The organism is Chitinophaga niastensis, from assembly GCF_003014755.1.
Classification (GTDB): domain Bacteria; phylum Bacteroidota; class Bacteroidia; order Chitinophagales; family Chitinophagaceae; genus Chitinophaga; species Chitinophaga niastensis.
This window is the reverse complement of record NZ_PYAW01000001.1, coordinates 374,023-390,674: the sequence shown is the minus strand read 5'-3', so window position 1 is coordinate 390,674 and position 16,652 is coordinate 374,023. Positions and strand designations below refer to the sequence as shown.

Annotated in this window: 19 protein-coding genes; all 19 read left to right on the top strand. The window is 43.2% G+C overall.

The genetic code is table 11. From position 1 onward, the window contains the following. The first annotated feature begins 4 nt into the window (after positions 1–4). Complete coding sequence (locus CLV51_RS01630) at positions 5–436, top strand: hypothetical protein (RefSeq protein WP_106526269.1); 432 nt, start codon at positions 5–7, stop codon at positions 434–436. An 86-nt stretch (positions 437–522) separates the two neighbouring features. Beyond that, positions 523–1,638 carry a glycosyltransferase gene (locus tag CLV51_RS01625; protein ID WP_106526268.1) on the top strand — a complete coding sequence of 372 codons (1,116 nt, stop codon included), beginning with the start codon at positions 523–525 and terminating at the stop codon, positions 1,636–1,638. 109 nt (positions 1,639–1,747) lie between these two features. Then, the gene (gldC, locus tag CLV51_RS01620) at positions 1,748–2,095 is read left to right on the top strand and encodes a gliding motility protein GldC (protein WP_106526267.1); all 348 of its coding nucleotides are present in this window, start codon (positions 1,748–1,750) and stop codon (positions 2,093–2,095) included. Between the two features lie 18 nt (positions 2,096–2,113). Continuing rightward, positions 2,114–2,563 (top strand): GatB/YqeY domain-containing protein, encoded by a 450-nt coding sequence (locus CLV51_RS01615; RefSeq protein WP_106526266.1) that lies wholly within the window; start codon positions 2,114–2,116, stop codon positions 2,561–2,563. A 92-nt stretch (positions 2,564–2,655) separates the two neighbouring features. Further along, positions 2,656–3,198 carry a CvpA family protein gene (locus CLV51_RS01610; RefSeq protein WP_106526265.1) on the top strand — a complete coding sequence of 181 codons (543 nt, stop codon included), beginning with the start codon at positions 2,656–2,658 and terminating at the stop codon, positions 3,196–3,198. 71 nt (positions 3,199–3,269) lie between these two features. Continuing rightward, positions 3,270–4,046, top strand: a complete 777-nt coding sequence (locus CLV51_RS01605) for an alpha/beta fold hydrolase (protein WP_106526264.1) — start codon at positions 3,270–3,272, stop codon at positions 4,044–4,046. 119 nt (positions 4,047–4,165) lie between these two features. Then, positions 4,166–4,825 carry a CBS domain-containing protein gene (locus tag CLV51_RS01600; protein WP_106526263.1) on the top strand — a complete coding sequence of 220 codons (660 nt, stop codon included), beginning with the start codon at positions 4,166–4,168 and terminating at the stop codon, positions 4,823–4,825. Positions 4,826–4,950: 125 nt separating this feature from the next. Further along, positions 4,951–6,363: a POTRA domain-containing protein gene (locus CLV51_RS01595; protein WP_106526262.1), complete on the top strand. Its 1,413-nt coding sequence runs from the start codon at positions 4,951–4,953 to the stop codon at positions 6,361–6,363. A gap of 84 nt (positions 6,364–6,447) precedes the next feature. Continuing rightward, the gene (locus tag CLV51_RS01590; protein ID WP_106526261.1) at positions 6,448–7,338 is read left to right on the top strand and encodes an NAD kinase; all 891 of its coding nucleotides are present in this window, start codon (positions 6,448–6,450) and stop codon (positions 7,336–7,338) included. Between the two features lie 157 nt (positions 7,339–7,495). Next, positions 7,496–8,362 carry a type IX secretion system protein PorG gene (gene porG, locus CLV51_RS01585; protein WP_106526260.1) on the top strand — a complete coding sequence of 289 codons (867 nt, stop codon included), beginning with the start codon at positions 7,496–7,498 and terminating at the stop codon, positions 8,360–8,362. A gap of 219 nt (positions 8,363–8,581) precedes the next feature. After that, positions 8,582–9,343: an undecaprenyl pyrophosphate synthase gene (locus CLV51_RS01580; protein WP_106526259.1), complete on the top strand. Its 762-nt coding sequence runs from the start codon at positions 8,582–8,584 to the stop codon at positions 9,341–9,343. Beyond that, complete coding sequence (locus CLV51_RS01575; protein ID WP_106526258.1) at positions 9,324–12,080, top strand: BamA/OMP85 family outer membrane protein; 2,757 nt, start codon at positions 9,324–9,326, stop codon at positions 12,078–12,080. The genes CLV51_RS01580 and CLV51_RS01575 overlap by 20 nt, the downstream gene beginning before the upstream one ends. 66 nt (positions 12,081–12,146) lie before the next feature. Beyond that, positions 12,147–12,662, top strand: a complete 516-nt coding sequence (locus CLV51_RS01570; RefSeq protein ID WP_106526257.1) for an OmpH/Skp family outer membrane protein — start codon at positions 12,147–12,149, stop codon at positions 12,660–12,662. Positions 12,663–12,718: 56 nt separating this feature from the next. Then, complete coding sequence (locus CLV51_RS01565; RefSeq protein ID WP_106526256.1) at positions 12,719–13,228, top strand: OmpH/Skp family outer membrane protein; 510 nt, start codon at positions 12,719–12,721, stop codon at positions 13,226–13,228. A 180-nt stretch (positions 13,229–13,408) separates the two neighbouring features. Next, the gene (gene rpmH, locus CLV51_RS01560; protein WP_012788729.1) at positions 13,409–13,564 is read left to right on the top strand and encodes a 50S ribosomal protein L34; all 156 of its coding nucleotides are present in this window, start codon (positions 13,409–13,411) and stop codon (positions 13,562–13,564) included. Positions 13,565–13,575: 11 nt separating this feature from the next. Further along, positions 13,576–13,971: a ribonuclease P protein component gene (locus tag CLV51_RS01555; protein ID WP_106526255.1), complete on the top strand. Its 396-nt coding sequence runs from the start codon at positions 13,576–13,578 to the stop codon at positions 13,969–13,971. A gap of 77 nt (positions 13,972–14,048) precedes the next feature. After that, the gene (gene yidD / locus CLV51_RS01550; RefSeq protein ID WP_106526254.1) at positions 14,049–14,279 is read left to right on the top strand and encodes a membrane protein insertion efficiency factor YidD; all 231 of its coding nucleotides are present in this window, start codon (positions 14,049–14,051) and stop codon (positions 14,277–14,279) included. A gap of 54 nt (positions 14,280–14,333) precedes the next feature. Further along, complete coding sequence (locus CLV51_RS01545; RefSeq protein WP_106526253.1) at positions 14,334–16,007, top strand: S41 family peptidase; 1,674 nt, start codon at positions 14,334–14,336, stop codon at positions 16,005–16,007. Between the two features lie 35 nt (positions 16,008–16,042). Beyond that, a complete protein-coding gene (locus tag CLV51_RS01540; protein WP_106526252.1) occupies positions 16,043–16,588 on the top strand; it encodes an RNA polymerase sigma factor in 546 nt (181 codons plus the stop codon). Positions 16,589–16,652: the final 64 nt, after the last annotated feature.

Here is a 16,652-nt window from a genome sequence, read left to right as displayed (position 1 = left end):
TGTTATGTTATTGAAAACCTTTCTGCCGGCATTTTTAGCAATTACCCTGATTACCTTTTCTTCCTGCAAAAAAAAGAAACGTGATAATCCTGCACCCAATCCGCAGGAGGAAGCGTTGAAATTTGAATTGCCGGATGTACAGGAGGGCAAATACAACATGGCATTGGACAGCACTTTCACGTTTAAGGTAAATATCACCACTAAAATACCGGATAAAGGCGTTGGGGTAACGCTGAATGTAGTAACAGAAACAGGAAACATTCCTTTAGCACAGGATGCGGTGCCTGATGTTACTGCTAACCCTTTCAGCATTACGCTTCATCATCTGAAGCCACTGAAAACATATGCTGTTACAGTAACATTGGCCTCTTTCGGGAATACCGCCAATACAGCTACACCGAAAGTGTTTTATATCACTAATAAGTCGAATCAGTAAGCGAATATATCCGGAGATCTCAAAATCCAATCTTCCCGAATCTAAAATTGTGTACGTTTGCAAGCTCGCAGACAAAGGAATCGTTTATGCAAATTGCTGTTAATGCCGCATGTTTACGGCAGGACATGCCAGCCGATACCGGAAGAGTGGCAACGGAAATAATTTTAGCAATGTGCCGGCAGCAGCCAGCGCACCGGTTTACATTTTTTTTTGATGGAGAGATACCCGCCGGACTTACATTTCCGGCGAATGTGACGAATGTGATATTGCCGCTAAAAGGCAATAAAGCCTGGCACCTTTACTGGTGGCTGGAATGGCAGTTGCCCCGCGCTATGAAAGTTTTCCGGCCCGACCTGGTACTGGGCCTGGATGGTACTTTGCCGCTGAGGAGTAAAATACCTGCCAGTTTGCTGATCAGGGACTTATCTTTTTTGCGTGACGCTGGTTTGCAACCATCTTTACAACAACGGAATCTCAAAAAAAATACTGCCAGGTACCTGGCAAAGGCACAACGTATTGCTGTATTGTCGGAAACCGGCAAGGCTGAATTATTGCGGTATGCTCCGGCAGTAAAAGATAAAACAATCCGGCTGGATACGGGCGTAAGCCCGCTTTATCAGCCACTGGAATGGGAACAACGGGAAGCCGTAAAAAAAGAGTTTAGTAGTGGAGCTGAATATTTCCTGGTAACAGGCAGTATGCATCCCCGTAATAATATCATCCCGCTATTGAAAGCATTTTCTGCCCTGAAAAGGCGGCAGCGCAGCAATATCAAGCTGGTATTGGCTGGTAGCCTGACACCGGCAGGTGCAGATATTGCCACCGCGCTGCAAAGTTATAAGTTCCGGCAGGATGTGGTGTGTGTGGAGCGTCCGGATGAAGCTGCCCTGGCGCGTTTAACAGCCGCCGCCTATGCGCTCGTATATCCGTCGAGGTTTGAGGGCCTGGCACTGCCCATATATGCGGCCCAGCGATGCCTGGTACCGGTTATAGCCCTGGATAGTGTGGCTGCCCGCGAGGCCGGCGGGGATACTGTTTTGTACGCAGATCCGGCAAGCCTGGACGATTTATCAGAGAAAATGAGTTTGTTATATAAAGATGAACAATTACGATCCCGCTTATTGGCAAAAGTGCCACCGATAAAGCCTTTCAGCAGTTGGGAGCACGCTGCAGCGCAACTATGGAAACATTTAACTGCTTAGCTATTTTGATATTAAATCCCTTGTTATTTATCTGTTTAAGCAAAATCCATCAATAACTAAATAACGAAATCCCTAAATGATAGCTATTTTTGCGCTTTAATTGATAATCATGAGTAATATATCTACTATAAAGATCCAGGTTGGACTGGACGACCAGAAGGTGCCCGAATCAATAGAGTGGAGCGCTACAGATAATAAAGAAGAACGCATGATCAAAGCCAAGGGCATGATCGTATCTTTCTGGGATCCGGCTGAAAAGGCGGCATTACGTATTGACCTGTGGACAAAAGATATGATGGTAGACGAAATGGCTGATTTCTTTTTTCAGACCATGATGACCATGGCAGATACTTACGGAAGGGCTACCCCTTACAAAGATCAGGCGGATGATATGCGTGCTTTTGCAAAGGACTTCTTCAAGAAGTTCCAGGAAAGGCAGGAAGCAGAAGGAAAATAATCCATTAAACTTAACCATATGTCATTAGAATTAAATATCAACGCAGAAATCAAAGCTGCCATGCTTGGCAGGAAAGAAGCTGAATTGCGCGCACTGCGCGCTATCAAGGCTGCTATCCTCGTTGCTAAAACTGCAGAAGGTGCCAGTGGTGAGCTTACAGAAGCTGATGAATCCAAGTTGTTGCAAAAGCTGGCTAAACAGAGAAAAGATTCTCTGGAGATCTTCAGACAACAAAATCGTGAAGACCTGGCCGTAAAAGAAGAGGAAGAACTGTTGGTGATTGAGCGTTACCTGCCCAAACAAATGAGTGAAGACGAATTACGTACAGCCCTCACCGGTATTATTGCCGCCGTTGGCGCCAGCTCACCCGCTGATATGGGAAAAGTGATGGGCGCTGCCAGCAAACAATTGGCCGGTAAAGCCGATGGAAAGGCTATTTCCGCTATGGTAAAAGATCTGCTGAAATAATTCAGGATGCTCTTATTTTCTCCTGCTGTTTTTTTGTTGCTAAAGAATAGCATACATAGCGGGAGAAAATAAGAAAATGCCACATTTCTATTATGCCTATAGATATTATTTTTGCCATTATCATGGTGTTTGCCATTTACAAGGGGTATACACGTGGATTGATAGTGGCGTTATTTTCATTCGTAGCAGTGATGCTGGGACTGGCAGCTGCCCTCAAGCTATCTGCCGTTACGGCTTTATATGTGCAGCAACATTGGGATATGCATTCCCGTTGGGTGCCTGTTTTTTGCTTCATCTGTTTATTTCTGGGTGTAGTATTGCTGGTGCGGCTGGGAGCTGGTGCTTTACAGAAGCTGGTAGAACTCGTGATGCTGGGCTGGTTGAATAAACTGGGTGGAATAATATTGTATAGCGTTATATTTATAATAATTTATAGTGTAGTGCTATGGATGGCCAACCAGGTATATTGGCTGAGCCCCGAAACTAAATTGCAATCTGTAGTATATCCTTATATTGAGAATATTGGCCCATGGGTACTAAACCATATGGGAAGTGTGATCCCGGTTTTTAAGGATATGTTTTCCCAATTGCAGTCATTTTTCGAGAAGGCAGCGCAGCATATTCAACCTGGTTAACTCGTTTCAAAGAGTATTTAGATTAATAAAAAGAATTATTTTAGCGTAAAATTGACTTTCAAGATTTGGCAATGGATTACGAAATCAAAACACAGGGTAAGTTTAGTTTCATAGAAGAAGGAGAAGGAGAACCACTGGTATTATTGCATGGACTTTTTGGTGCTTTGAGCAATTTCTCGCACATGATCGAATATTTCCGGCAGTATAACAAGGTTGTGATTCCGATGTTGCCCCTGTATGATTTAAACATCCTGGAAACATCGGTAGGAGGACTGGCCAAATACGTGCATAAATTTATTGAAGCCAGGGGCTACAAAAACCTGCATCTGCTGGGTAATTCACTGGGAGGGCATGTGGCTTTGGTATACCTGCTGAAACATCCGGAAGCACCTGTGAAATCACTGACCCTTACCGGCAGCTCTGGTTTGTTTGAAAACGGCATGGGTGAAACCTATCCTAAGCGTGGTGATTATGAATACATCCGCAAAAAAGCAGAACTCACTTTTTATGATCCGAAAGTAGCTACTAAAGAACTGGTAGATGAAATGTTCGAGATTGTGAATAACCGCCTCAAAGTGATTAAGATTATCACCCTGGCAAAATCCGCGATCCGCCACAATTTGGGTGATGAGCTACAAGATATCAAACAACCAACTTTACTGATCTGGGGAAACAATGATACCGTTACACCACCCATGGTCGGAGAAGAATTTAAAAAGCTGATACCTAATTCTGAACTGCAGTTTATTGATAAATGCGGCCATGCACCTATGATGGAAGTACCCGATGAATTCAACAAGATTCTGCACGCTTTTATAGAGAAACTGAAAGATAATCCTGCCAGTTAACCGGTACATTTCCGGAACGCTTTATGGCTGCACAAAAAGGCGCAGCAGTTTTGCAGTACATGTAATTTCTTTTTCTGTTGGCATATTCTTTACTATTATTGTATAAGAATACACGAAACATGATCGCCAGAGAACTCATATCTTCCGTACCTATTCTGCATCCATCAGATGCAGGGTCAAAGGCATTGCGCCTGATGAATGAATATCATCTTACGCAATTACCGATGGTAGTGGAAAATAAATACCTGGCATTGGTAGAGGAAGATGATATCATGGATCTTGAAGATCCGGATGTACCGCTGGAGTCTATGGAGTACAGCAGTACCCGTCCTGCTATCATGGAATATGCACATCTCTTTGAAGCACTCAAGTTATTTTACGATTTTAAATTATCAGCACTGCCGGTTGTTACCAGGGAAAATGAATATCTCGGTATCATTACCAAAGATAATCTGCTGGCGGCTTTGGCAAGATATAACGGCGTAAAGGAACCAGGTGGTATCATTGCTTTTGAAGTAGATCCGCGTGATTACAGCCTCAGTGAAATTGCCCGTATCGCAGAATCAAATGATGTAACACTGCTGAGTGTAAACTCCATTACCAATCCTGCTACCGGCAGGCTGGAAATCGTGCTGAAAACAAATCGCCAGGAGTTGCAGGGACTCGTAGCTACACTCGAGCGGTTTAATTATGTGATTAAATATGTGTTTTCAGAAGAGCCGGAAGAAGAACTGGTTAAGAAGAATTATGATCTGCTGATGAACTATATCGGCATGTAAATAAAGCTTAAAGCAATTGAAGCGGAGATAGAAGCGATGAATATATATCCGCTTTTATCTCCGCTTTAAGCTTTTTATTATATTTGAACATTGTCAACAGATTTTTAAATTTTCACAAGACCTACATGCTGAGATGCTGTTACTACATGCTGGGCTTGATATGCCTGTTGGGAATGGTGTTGCCGGAAGTTGCTGAAGGCCAGTCAGTGCCGGCAAAGGACACAAGCTATCTGGTAGTGCGCAACATTATCATTATTGGTAATAAAAGAACCCGGACTTCAGTTATACAACGGGAGATCAGCACCGTACCAGGCGATACCATTTATTTCAAAGATCTGGCGGAAACACTGGAGGAGCGCCGTAAACAATTAATCAATACTTCCCTTTTCCTGAATGCTACCGCCAATATAAAAAACTGGGAAGGCAATAATGCTGACCTGGTTTTTGAAGTGTGGGAGCGCTGGTACACCTTCGCTTTTCCCATTTTCAAACTGGCGGATCGCAACTTTAATCAATGGTGGGTGGAGAAAAACCATAGCCTTGACCGTATTAATATTGGCCTCAGCGGTACGCAGGAAAACCTTACCGGTCGCAATGACGCACTGAATGCAGCCCTGCAGTTTGGTTATACGCAGCGATTTGCTGTGCAGTATAACTTGCCGTACATCGATAAACATTTCCGGCATGGCCTTGGAATATTGATTTCGTATAAGCGTAACCGGGAGGTTAATGACAGCACCAGTGAAAACAAACAGAAATTTTTCCGGAAAGATGATTTTCTGCGCCAGATATATATGGTAGGAGTAAATTATAGCTATCGTAAAGCCATTAATACGCGTCACCAGGTTTTCCTGAACTACAATTATGAAAAGGTAGCCGATTCTGTGGCGACCATCAACCCCAATTATCTTGGTAAAGGCCGTACCAGTGTACGTTTTCTGGATCTCATTTACCGGCTCACCTATATTAAGGCAGATAGCTGGGTATATCCGCTTAAGGGCTTTAACCTGGTAGCAGAAGCCGGGAAAAGAGGGATTGGTCCGTTTAGTGATATTGACGACATCCATTTCCGGTTGAATATGGCCAAATATTGGCAACTGCGCCCCAAAACCTTTGCAGCACTGGGTATCCGCAGCCAGGCTAAATTTTCTAATGATCAGCCTTATATTAACCAGCAAGCCCTTGGCTATTCAGACGACTATTTGAGAGGATTGGAATATTATGTGATAGACGGAACCAGTTTTGCGGTCCTTAAATCTACCCTGAGGCAGGAGTTGCTATCATTCAAAATGAAACTCCCCGTTGTTCCTAAGAAATTTAATACTGTGCCGGTACGTATTTTTGCCAAAGTCTTTGGTGATGCGGGTTATGCATATAGTAAATTTCCGGGGAACGGTTTTCTGAACAATCGTTTTCTGTACACCGGCGGTATCGGTGTGGATATCGTTTCTTTCTATGACACCTGCTTACGGATAGAGTACAGCATTAACCAGTTAGGGCAAAAAGGACTATTTTTACACACAAGCGTGGATATGTAGCGGTTAGCTATTAGCTTTTAGCAGTTAGCTATTAGTTGGCGGCGCTAAAAACTAATAGCTAATGGCTAAAAGCTAAATTAAATTATGCAGGTAGCACTATATAGCAGAGGATTTATTACAGAAGATATTGCAAACATCCGCTTATTGCTGGAGGAGTTGCAGCGGGCAGAAATAGAGGCAATTATTTACGAACCCTTTTTCCGCACTTTACAACAGCATATTCCTTTTGATAGTATCCCCACCCTGTTTTCCACGGCAGAAGATTTGTCAGAGAAGATAGATTTTCTCATGAGTTTGGGTGGTGACGGTACCTTGCTGGATACCGTTTGTTATGTACGGGATACCAATATCCCGGTGATCGGGATTAATTTTGGACGGCTGGGCTTTCTGGCCAGCATAGGTAAAGAAGAGATTTACGCATTGGTGCAGGCATTGCTGAACCGCACCTATGTGGTAGATCAGCGATCCCTTTTACACCTGGATGCCAACATCCCTTTATTTGGAGAGGTGCCATATGCACTGAATGAGTTTACCATTCATAAAAAGGATACTTCCGCCATGGTAAAGATTCACACTTACCTCAACGGCGAATTTCTGAATACATATTGGGCAGATGGTTTGATAGTGGCTACTCCTACCGGTTCTACCGGTTACTCGCTCAGCTGCGGTGGCCCTATTGTATTTCCGGATGCCGGCAATTTTGTGATTACCCCGGTGGCTCCCCATAACCTGAATGTGCGGCCTATTATCGTTCCCAACGATAATATTATTTCCTTTGAAGTAGAAGGGCGCAGCGATCAGTTTCTTTGTACCCTGGACAGTCGTATGGAAACAATTGATAATACAGTGCAGCTCGCGATAAAAAAAGAACGCTTCAAACTCAGCTTATTGCGCCTCGACGATAGCAATTTCCTTCACACCTTACGCAATAAACTACTCTGGGGGATTGATGCCAGAAATACGATTAAAATATAGATTTGTAAAATATATTGTTACATTTACAAATATATTGCCTGCTGATTGTAATATCAATTATGCCCCCTGAGTGGTTCGTGAAGGTTTATTCGTTAGCATAATCATTGGCCATACATTAAATAAATCCGGCATTTTTGCGTTTAAGTAGAACTGATTTATGCGGAAAGCTTTTCTATATCCTAAATACTTTGTTTTATCATTGCTGCTGGCAACAGGTTGTCTGTTTACCGGCAGAGTGTCGGCGCAAAATGAACTGCAATATGTGGGAGAGTTGGGTCTTTCTGTGGGAGCGGCGCAATACTTCGGGGATTTGAATACGCGGGGAGCCTTGAATACCCTAAAACCCGCTGTAGGTGTATACTACAGGAAATACATGAATGATTATGTAGGTATTCGCGCGCATGGCCGGTTTATGCAGTTGGGTTATTCTGACGTATATAATAAAAACGAATTTGAGAGGCGCCGTAACCTGAGTTTTAATACAAATCTGTGGGAATTGGCATTGCAGGGCGATTTCAACTTTTTCCGCTTTGAGCCAGGCAGCTTATATCAACGCTTTACGCCATACCTCACAGGAGGCGCCAGCATTTTTTATTTCAATCCATATACTTATTTAAACGGCCAGAAATACTATCTGCAGCCCCTGCGTACAGAAGGACAGGGAAGTCCCCTGTATCCCGACCGCAAGCCCTATAGCCTGGTATCCTACGCCTGGTTAATTGGTGGCGGATTTAAATATAATATTTCCAAAAAGATGAATGTGGGACTGGAAGCGTTATATCGTTTCACCAAAACAGATTACCTGGATGATGTGAGTACTACTTACGCCGGTCCGGCTGCATTTCCTGCCTTGCCTAACGGGCAACCTTCGATAGCTGCACAATTGCAGGACAGATCGGGGGCTTTGGGTACACCTATAGGGGTAATGGGCCGCCAGCGCGGGAATAGCCGGGATAAGGACCAATATCTGACCATTGAGCTAACCATCAGTATTCTTTTTACTTCTTACAACTGTAAATTTTAATTTACCGTAAAAATACTTTCTGCGGGCAGCCTTTCTATACCTGCCAACCGCCCTGATACCTCTCCGAACTTGTCTAAATCCCCACTGGGATTGAATTCGCTGTTAAAACTACGTTAAAACACCATCTTAGGCTTTGCTAAAAAAGTCATTACTCTATTTTTGTATCTTTGCACCCTTTTAGTAAATCTGTTATAATCTGTTATAATACGCCTGACACAAATGAGCTTGAAGGATAAATTGGACTTACAACGGTTACCGCGCCACATAGCCATTATTATGGACGGTAATGGGCGTTGGGCAAAAGAGAGGGGACAAGACAGGCTGTACGGGCACCACGAAGGGGTAGAGAGTGTGCGTAACATAGTGGAAACCTGTGCAGAGCTGGGGATAGGTTATCTAACCCTATACGCGTTTTCTACCGAAAACTGGGACCGCCCGGTTTACGAAGTCAATGGTATCATGGAACTCCTTGTAAACACTATCCGCAGGGAGGTGAATACATTATCGAAAAATAATATCAGGCTGAGTGTTATAGGCGACATGGATATGTTGCCGCCCCAATGCCAGCAGGAAATGGAAGAGGCTATTGCGCTTACCAGCCAGAATACCGGCCTCAACCTTATTATGGCGCTTAGCTATAGCGCCCGGTGGGAAATAGTGAATGCTGCCCGGAAAATAGCGCTGGATGTGAAAAGTGGAGCCCTCGATCCAATAGCTGTTACGCCAGAAGTATGGGATAAATATCTCTGTACCGCCGGCTTACCAGACCCTGAATTAATGATCCGTACAAGTGGAGAATGCAGGATCAGTAACTTTCTACTATATCAACTGGCTTACGCGGAGTTGTATTTTACCGACACGCGCTGGCCGGATTTCCGCAATGAACATCTTTACCAAGCCATCTTAAATTACCAAACCAGAGAACGGCGCTTTGGCAAAACAAGCGAACAAATTCAGCAGAATGAAGAAATTATTTCCTAAGGGCCTTCTGGCTATAGCATTATGTTGCAGTGCAGGCATACGTGTATCCGCTCAGCAAAAAGATACCGTGCCGCCCATGCAGCCTCCTGCTAGCCCGCCAGCAGTATCCCCGACCAGCATGGGAACTCCGCAACCATACGAAATTGCTGAAATCACCGTTGCTGGTACCCAATACCTGGATAAATCATTGCTGCTGTCGCTTTCCGGCCTCAGTGTTGGTGATAAGGTGGTGTACCCCGGTGGTGACCAGTTTACCAAGGCTATCCAAAGCCTGTGGTCACAACGACTGTTTGCCGATGTTACCATCTATGTTACCAAAATCCAAGACAATAAGATCTGGCTGGAAATAGGATTAACGGAAATGCCCCGCATGTCCTCCTTCATTTTCAGGGGAATCAAAAAATCAGAAGCAGACGACATCACTACCAAAGCAGGTTTGCGTAAAGGAAGTGTGGTGACCCAAAGCGTGAAACAAAACGTAATCAGTGTTGTGCATAAATTTTATGCCGACAAAGGATTCGGGAATGCTACCGTAAAAATTGAGGAAAAGAAAGATACCGGGCAGGTAAATGCTACCAACCTGGTATTCACTGTGAATAAAGGAAATAAGGTACGTATCAACAATATCAATATTGTGGGCAACTACAATATCGCTTCTTCCAAAATCAAGAAGAAGATGAAGGGTACCAAAGAGCGTAGCCGTTTCACATTACATCCGGATAACGAGCATGTATATGTGGATTCGCTGGTACAGCCGGAAGATTTCTGGAAAACCTACGGTTTCCTGCAGCCTACCCGGGCGCTGGAACAACTGGATCCGTACTTCCGCTTTAAGCTGTTCAGCTCTGCCAAATTCAACGAAGGGAAATATATTGAAGATAAAGGTAAAGTAGTGGGCCTCTATAACTCCAGAGGTTACCGTGATGCCTTAATCGTAAAAGATACTACCTACAAATCCCTTACGCAGAATCTGAACATCGACATGCAGATCTCCGAAGGAAAAAAATACTACTTCGGTGATATTACCTGGAAAGGTAATACCAGGTATTCTGATTCTGTATTGACCCGTTTACTCGGTATCAAGAAAGGAGACGTATACAACCTGGAACTGCTGGAAAAGAGACTGGGCAAGCAAATGTCGCAGGAAGGCGGTGATATCAGTGGCTACTATATGGACTATGGCTATCTGTTTTTCCAGATAGATCCGGTGGAAATTGGTATCCGTGGCGACACCATCGATTATGAAATCAGATTGCGTGAAGGTCCGCAGGCCACTATTAAAGAAGTGCGTATTGCAGGTAATGAAAAAACCAACGAACACGTTATCCGTCGTGAGTTACGCACCATACCAGGAGAAAAATTCAGTCGTCAGGATCTGATCCGTTCTAACCGTGAAATTGCCAACCTTGGCTTCTTCAACCCGGAAAAGATTGGTATGAACCCGGTTCCTAACGTAGCAGATGGTACCGTGGATATTGACTATACCGTAGAGGAAAAAGCGAACGATCAGCTGGAATTGTCAGCAGGTTGGGGTGGTTATATCGGTTTAACCGGTACCCTCGGCGTAACGTTTAACAACTTCTCTTTGCGTAATATTTTCAGGAAAGAAACCTGGGATCCTTTACCAAGTGGTGATGGACAGAAATTATCTATCCGTGTATCTTCCAATGGTAAAGCTTACCGTTCTTACAACGCCTCTTTCACTGAGCCATGGCTGGGTGGTAAGAAAAGGAATCAGTTTTCTGTGAGCTTCTACAGCAGTTACCAGAATCCTTATGCCTACAATAACTATTACAAACAGCCCGGAGATACCTCTCATAGTGTTGATGGTCACTTCAAGGTATTAGGTGCTACCGTTTCATTGGGTAAGCAGCTGAAATGGCCGGATGACTATTTCACATTGATCTATGCTGTGAACTATCAGCAGTATAAGCTGAAGAACTATAACTACTTTGGTATTGCCGGATTTGAAAATGGTACTTCCAATAACGTGAACCTGAAACTCACGCTGGCACGTTCTTCTGTGGATCAGCAGATCTTCCCGCGTAGTGGTTCCAACTTCATGTTATCTGCACAGTATACACCACCGTATTCCCTGTTTAATCCGCAAAAGGATTACACTAAGGAGCCAATTTCACAGCAGTTTAATTTTATCGAGTACCAGAAGTATCGCTTTAACGCTGAATGGTATGTACCATTGAGCCGCCCTATGGGTAGCGACAACAAAACTTTTGTTTTGAAAGTGGCTGCTAAGTTTGGTTATATTGGACGCTACAACAACCGTACAACGCTGTCGCCTTTCGGCAGATTTGAATTGGGTGGAGATGGTTTGAGCAACTTTGCTATTTACGATCGTGATATCATCTCCCAGAGAGGTTATCCGGTTTATTATACCTCCAATCCGAGTGTGAATCCGGAGAATGGTCAACCGGCTGGTTATGCAGGTTTCACCGTGTTCAACAAATATGTGATGGAGCTGCGTTATCCGTTCAGTCTGAATCCAAGTTCCACCATCTTTGGTTTGGCGTTCCTGGAAGCGGCAAATGGATATGCTGATCTGAAGGATTACAATCCGTTCAGGCTGCGTCGTTCTGCTGGTATAGGTATGCGCTTTTATCTGCCGATGTTTGGTTTGCTTGGATTTGATTACGGTATTGGATTTGACCGTCTGCAACCAGGTAGTGGTTTGAAAGATGCGGCTAAGTTTACCTTTATGCTCGGCTTTGAACCAGAATAATGTGAAAATAAATTATATATTGCAAGTTTAACTGCCGTTTGGTTTTGCAAAAAAATCTATTGTAGCATGAAGAAATTATTTATTACAGCCGCTATTGTCTTGGCTATGGCCGGTGCAGCAAGTGCACAGCGCTATTGCGTGATAGATACAAAATATATACTCGAAAGCATTCCTGAGTATAAGGATTCGCAGAAGAAACTGGATGCTGTTGCAGAGCAGTGGCAGAAAGAGATTGATGCTAAATTCCAGGAAGTAGATAAGATGTATAAATCTTATCAGGCGGAGCAGGTAATGCTGACAGAAGAGCTGAAACGCAAGCGGGAAGATGAGATAGTAGCTAAGGAAAAGGATGCAAAGGATTTGCAGAAGAAACGTTTTGGGTATGAAGGGGATCTCTTCAAAAAAAGAGAAGAACTGGTAAAACCAATCCAGGACAAAATTTACAATGCTGTACAAAAGCTGTCTGCCAGCAGGATGTACGACTTTGTGCTGGATAAGGCTGCAGGAGCCACCGTTATATTTTCTGATCCGAAACTGGATAAGAGCGAAGAGATTTTAAGATCGCTGGGCGTGAAGAAATAAACGTGCACCTATTTTTTAACATAAGTATTTAAATTTTTTTAAACACAGACAACATCATGAAGAAGTACGTAATTATTGCTTTTGTGGCAGTTACCGGTTTGTTCAGCGTGAATGCAATGGCACAATCCAAGGTAGCGCATATCAATGCTCAGGCGCTGGTTGCCAGTATGCCGGAAGCTAAGAAGGCAGAAACTGATTTGCAAACTTTTGCCCAAACCCTGGAAGGTGATGGAAAAGCACTGGTAGATGAGTATACAAAGAAAATGAAGGATTTTGATGACAAGGCGGCCACTATGACCGACAATATGAAAGAAATCAAAGGCAAGGAAATCCAGGATGCTCAGAAACGCATTCAGGACTACCGTGAAGGAGCTGAGCAGAAAGTACAGGCTAAGCAACAGGAATTGCTGAAACCTATCTACGATAAGGCTCGCAAGGCCATTGAAGACGTAGCCAAAGAAAAAGGTTATGCCTACGTTATCGACAGTTCAGGTGGTATGCTGCTGGTTTCTCCGGCTGCAGACGATATCCTGGCTTCTGTAAAAGTTAAACTGGGTATTAAATAATTAATGTTTTTAATATTAAAGGTGGAATGCGGTGAAAGCTGCATTCCACCTTTACATTTAAGAATTTGTATTTTAATTTTACTTTTTAAATATTTTCTGCTACCTTTGCCTTCCGTTTTAAAAAATAGTAACCTTTAATCGGGAGTTTTAGTATAGTACAGGTAAAAACAAAAAAAAGAAATGAAACGTACTTTTCAACCGCATAACAGACGCAGAAAGAGCGTTCACGGCTTCAGAAAGAGAATGGAAACTGCTAATGGCCGTAAGGTATTGGCTTCCCGTAGAGCAAAAGGTCGTAAGAAGCTGACTGTTTCTGACGAGCGTAAGCTGAAATAATTGATAGCTAAATACGATTTGCCATAAAAACTTATTCTTTTAAAAAAGAAGAAAGGTTAAAAAGCAGAAAACTTATTGAAACGCTTTTTCGTGAAGGAAAAGCGTTTTCTGTTTTTCCATACCGTGTCATTTACATGCCAGTGAAAGAGCCTGTAAATAAATTCCCTGTGCAGGTAGGTTTTAGCGCTGCTACCCGTCGTTTCCCACACGCAGTAGACCGTAACCGTATCAAACGGCTGGGCCGCGAAGCCTGGCGTCTGCAAAAGCAGGATCTATATGATCATCTCCAATCCCAATCCCGTCAACTCGCAGTTTTTCTCATCTATACAGATAAAAAAATAGCCGATTTTTCTACCCTGCACGATAAAATTTCGGTAATTTTAATGAAGCTTAAAAACAGCATTTAGCCTTTAGCGATTAGCTTTTAGCTAAATGCAGCGAAGATTTTTTACTAAAAGCTAATCGCTAAAAGCTAAATGCTATTATGAAAAGTGTAGTGCGCTGGTTGGGTTATCCGTTTATTTTCCTGATAAAGATCTATCAATGGTTTATTTCGCCTTTACTGGGCAGTAAATGCCGTTATACGCCCACCTGTTCACAGTATGGGCTGGAGGCATTTAAAAAATATGGCATCTTCAAAGGAGGCTATCTCACCATAAAGCGTATATTGTCCTGCCATCCATGGGGCGGACATGGATACGATCCGGTGCCATAAACAGGATGATCATTCGCCAACGATTAAAATCAATCACCTTATACACATTGTTGCATGCGTGCGTTTTTCAATAAAAAAAAGAAACTGATAGCCATGCTGCTACTGCTTATCACAGCAGCGGGCATCTTTGCTTTCAATGAAAGCGATAAATATTTTCAGATTGCCAAGAACCTGGATATTTTCGCCGCTTTTTACCGGGAATTGAATACTTATTATGTAGATGAACTGCCACCCGAAAAAGTAATGCGTAAAGGCATTGAAGCTATGCTGGAGGAAACTGATCCGTTTACAGACTTTATATCTGAAGAAAATCTGGACGACCTCAAATTTATGGCTACCGGCAAATACGGTGGTGTAGGCGCTTCTATTTATACCAACGGGGAATGGACTTCCATTACCGATGTATACGAAGGCAGCCCCATGGATAAAGCCGGCGTAAAACCAGGCGATATTATTGTAAGCATGGATGGTAAGTCTGTTAAAAACGCCCCACAGGATGATATCAGCAAACAACTGAAAGGAGCGGCAGGAACACCACTGGATATGGTTTTCCGCAACCCGGTAACCGGCGTGGAAACACCTAAGAAAATTATCCGGGAAGAGATCAACGTAAAAGCAGTAAGCTATACTGGCATCATAAAGAATGATATCGGCTATATAAAAATGTCGCAGTTTACCGAAAACAGCGGCAGCATGGTGCGCAAAGCCTTTGAACAGCTGAAGCAAACCAATCCCGGTATAAAAGGATTGGTACTGGATCTGCGGGGAAATCCCGGAGGACTGCTGGATGAAGCCGTTGTAGTTGCTAATATTTTTGTAGATAAAAACAAACTCATCGTAAGCACAAAAGGGAAAGTGAAGAACTGGGATCGTAATTACGAAACGGCAGAACAGCCTGCGGATACACATATTCCATTAGCGGTTCTTACGAATCATTCCTCTGCCTCTGCTTCCGAAATAGTAGCCGGCAGCATACAGGACCTGGATAGGGGGCTGGTAATAGGGCAACGTTCCTACGGTAAAGGACTGGTGCAAACTACCCGTCAGTTGCCATATAATACCAAACTGAAAGTTACCACTGCCAAGTACTATACACCCAGTGGCCGCTGTATACAGGCCATTGACTACTCTCATCGTAATGACGACGGCAGCGTGGATTATGTACCGGATTCCCTGCGCAAATCATTTATCACACATAACGGGCGCGCAGTAAAAGATGGTGGTGGCATTGAACCGGATGCTAAAGTAGATCCTACCATTGTCAGCCAGGTAGCCATTACGCTGATCCGTAAACAGTTTATTTTTGATTATGCTACCAGCTATTATTATAATCATGATAAAATAGCACCTGCCACTACTTTCGCGCTCACCGACAGCGAGTTTGCCGATTTTGAGCATTATCTCGATAACAAAGACTACAGCTATAAAACCCGGAGTGAGGAAGTACTGGACTCTTTCAAAAGCACCGCTAAGAAAGAAAAATACTACGATGCCATAGCGAAGGAACTGGAAACGGTGGAGACGAAGATGAAACACGATAAAAAACAGGATCTCCTGAAAAATAAAACAGAGATTAAACGCCTGCTGGAAGAAGAGATCATCAACCGTTACTATTTACAGAAAGGCCGCATCGCAAAATCGCTTGCATGGGACAGTGAAGTAAATACAGCAGTGGATATTTTGCATGATCCACTAAAGTATAAGCAGTTGCTGACTGTTAGCAAGTAACATTTTACTTTTTTTCTACCAAAAGATATCGTGGTTTGAAGCATTTAACTGATCCTGAATTGCTGATTTTGTTAAGAGAAGATGATGAATGGGCTTTCAGGGAAATTTATGAACGCTACTGGAAAATCCTGTATCAGCAGGCCTTAAAAAAGCTGGCTACCACTGAAGAGGTAAGAGATATTATACAGGAAATCTTCTTTTCCCTGTGGAAATCACGCCACTCAATACTATTGAGGGAAACATTATTGCAATACCTCTATACCTCCCTGCGTTACAAAATCATTGATTATTACAGGCTGCGCACCGTGCGCAGCAAATACTACGATAGTATACTTCAGGAAGAGGAACATCTGTCTCCGGAAGTTAGTGAAGAACTACAGTACCGCCAGCTGAATACGCTCGTGGAAGAAGAAATAAGACAAATGCCTGCTAAAATGAAGGAAGTATTTGTACTTAGCCGTGATTATAACCTGAACGCGGTGCAAATAGCCCAGAAGTTATCTTTATCCCATCAAACGGTGCGAAACCAGATCAGTACTGCATTGAAGAGAATCCGCAAAAGACTGGACAGATCCCTGTGATAACGCTGCCAGCCCAATATTTTAAAAAAAGTTAAATTTTATCTGGTACACTTACGCTATTTGA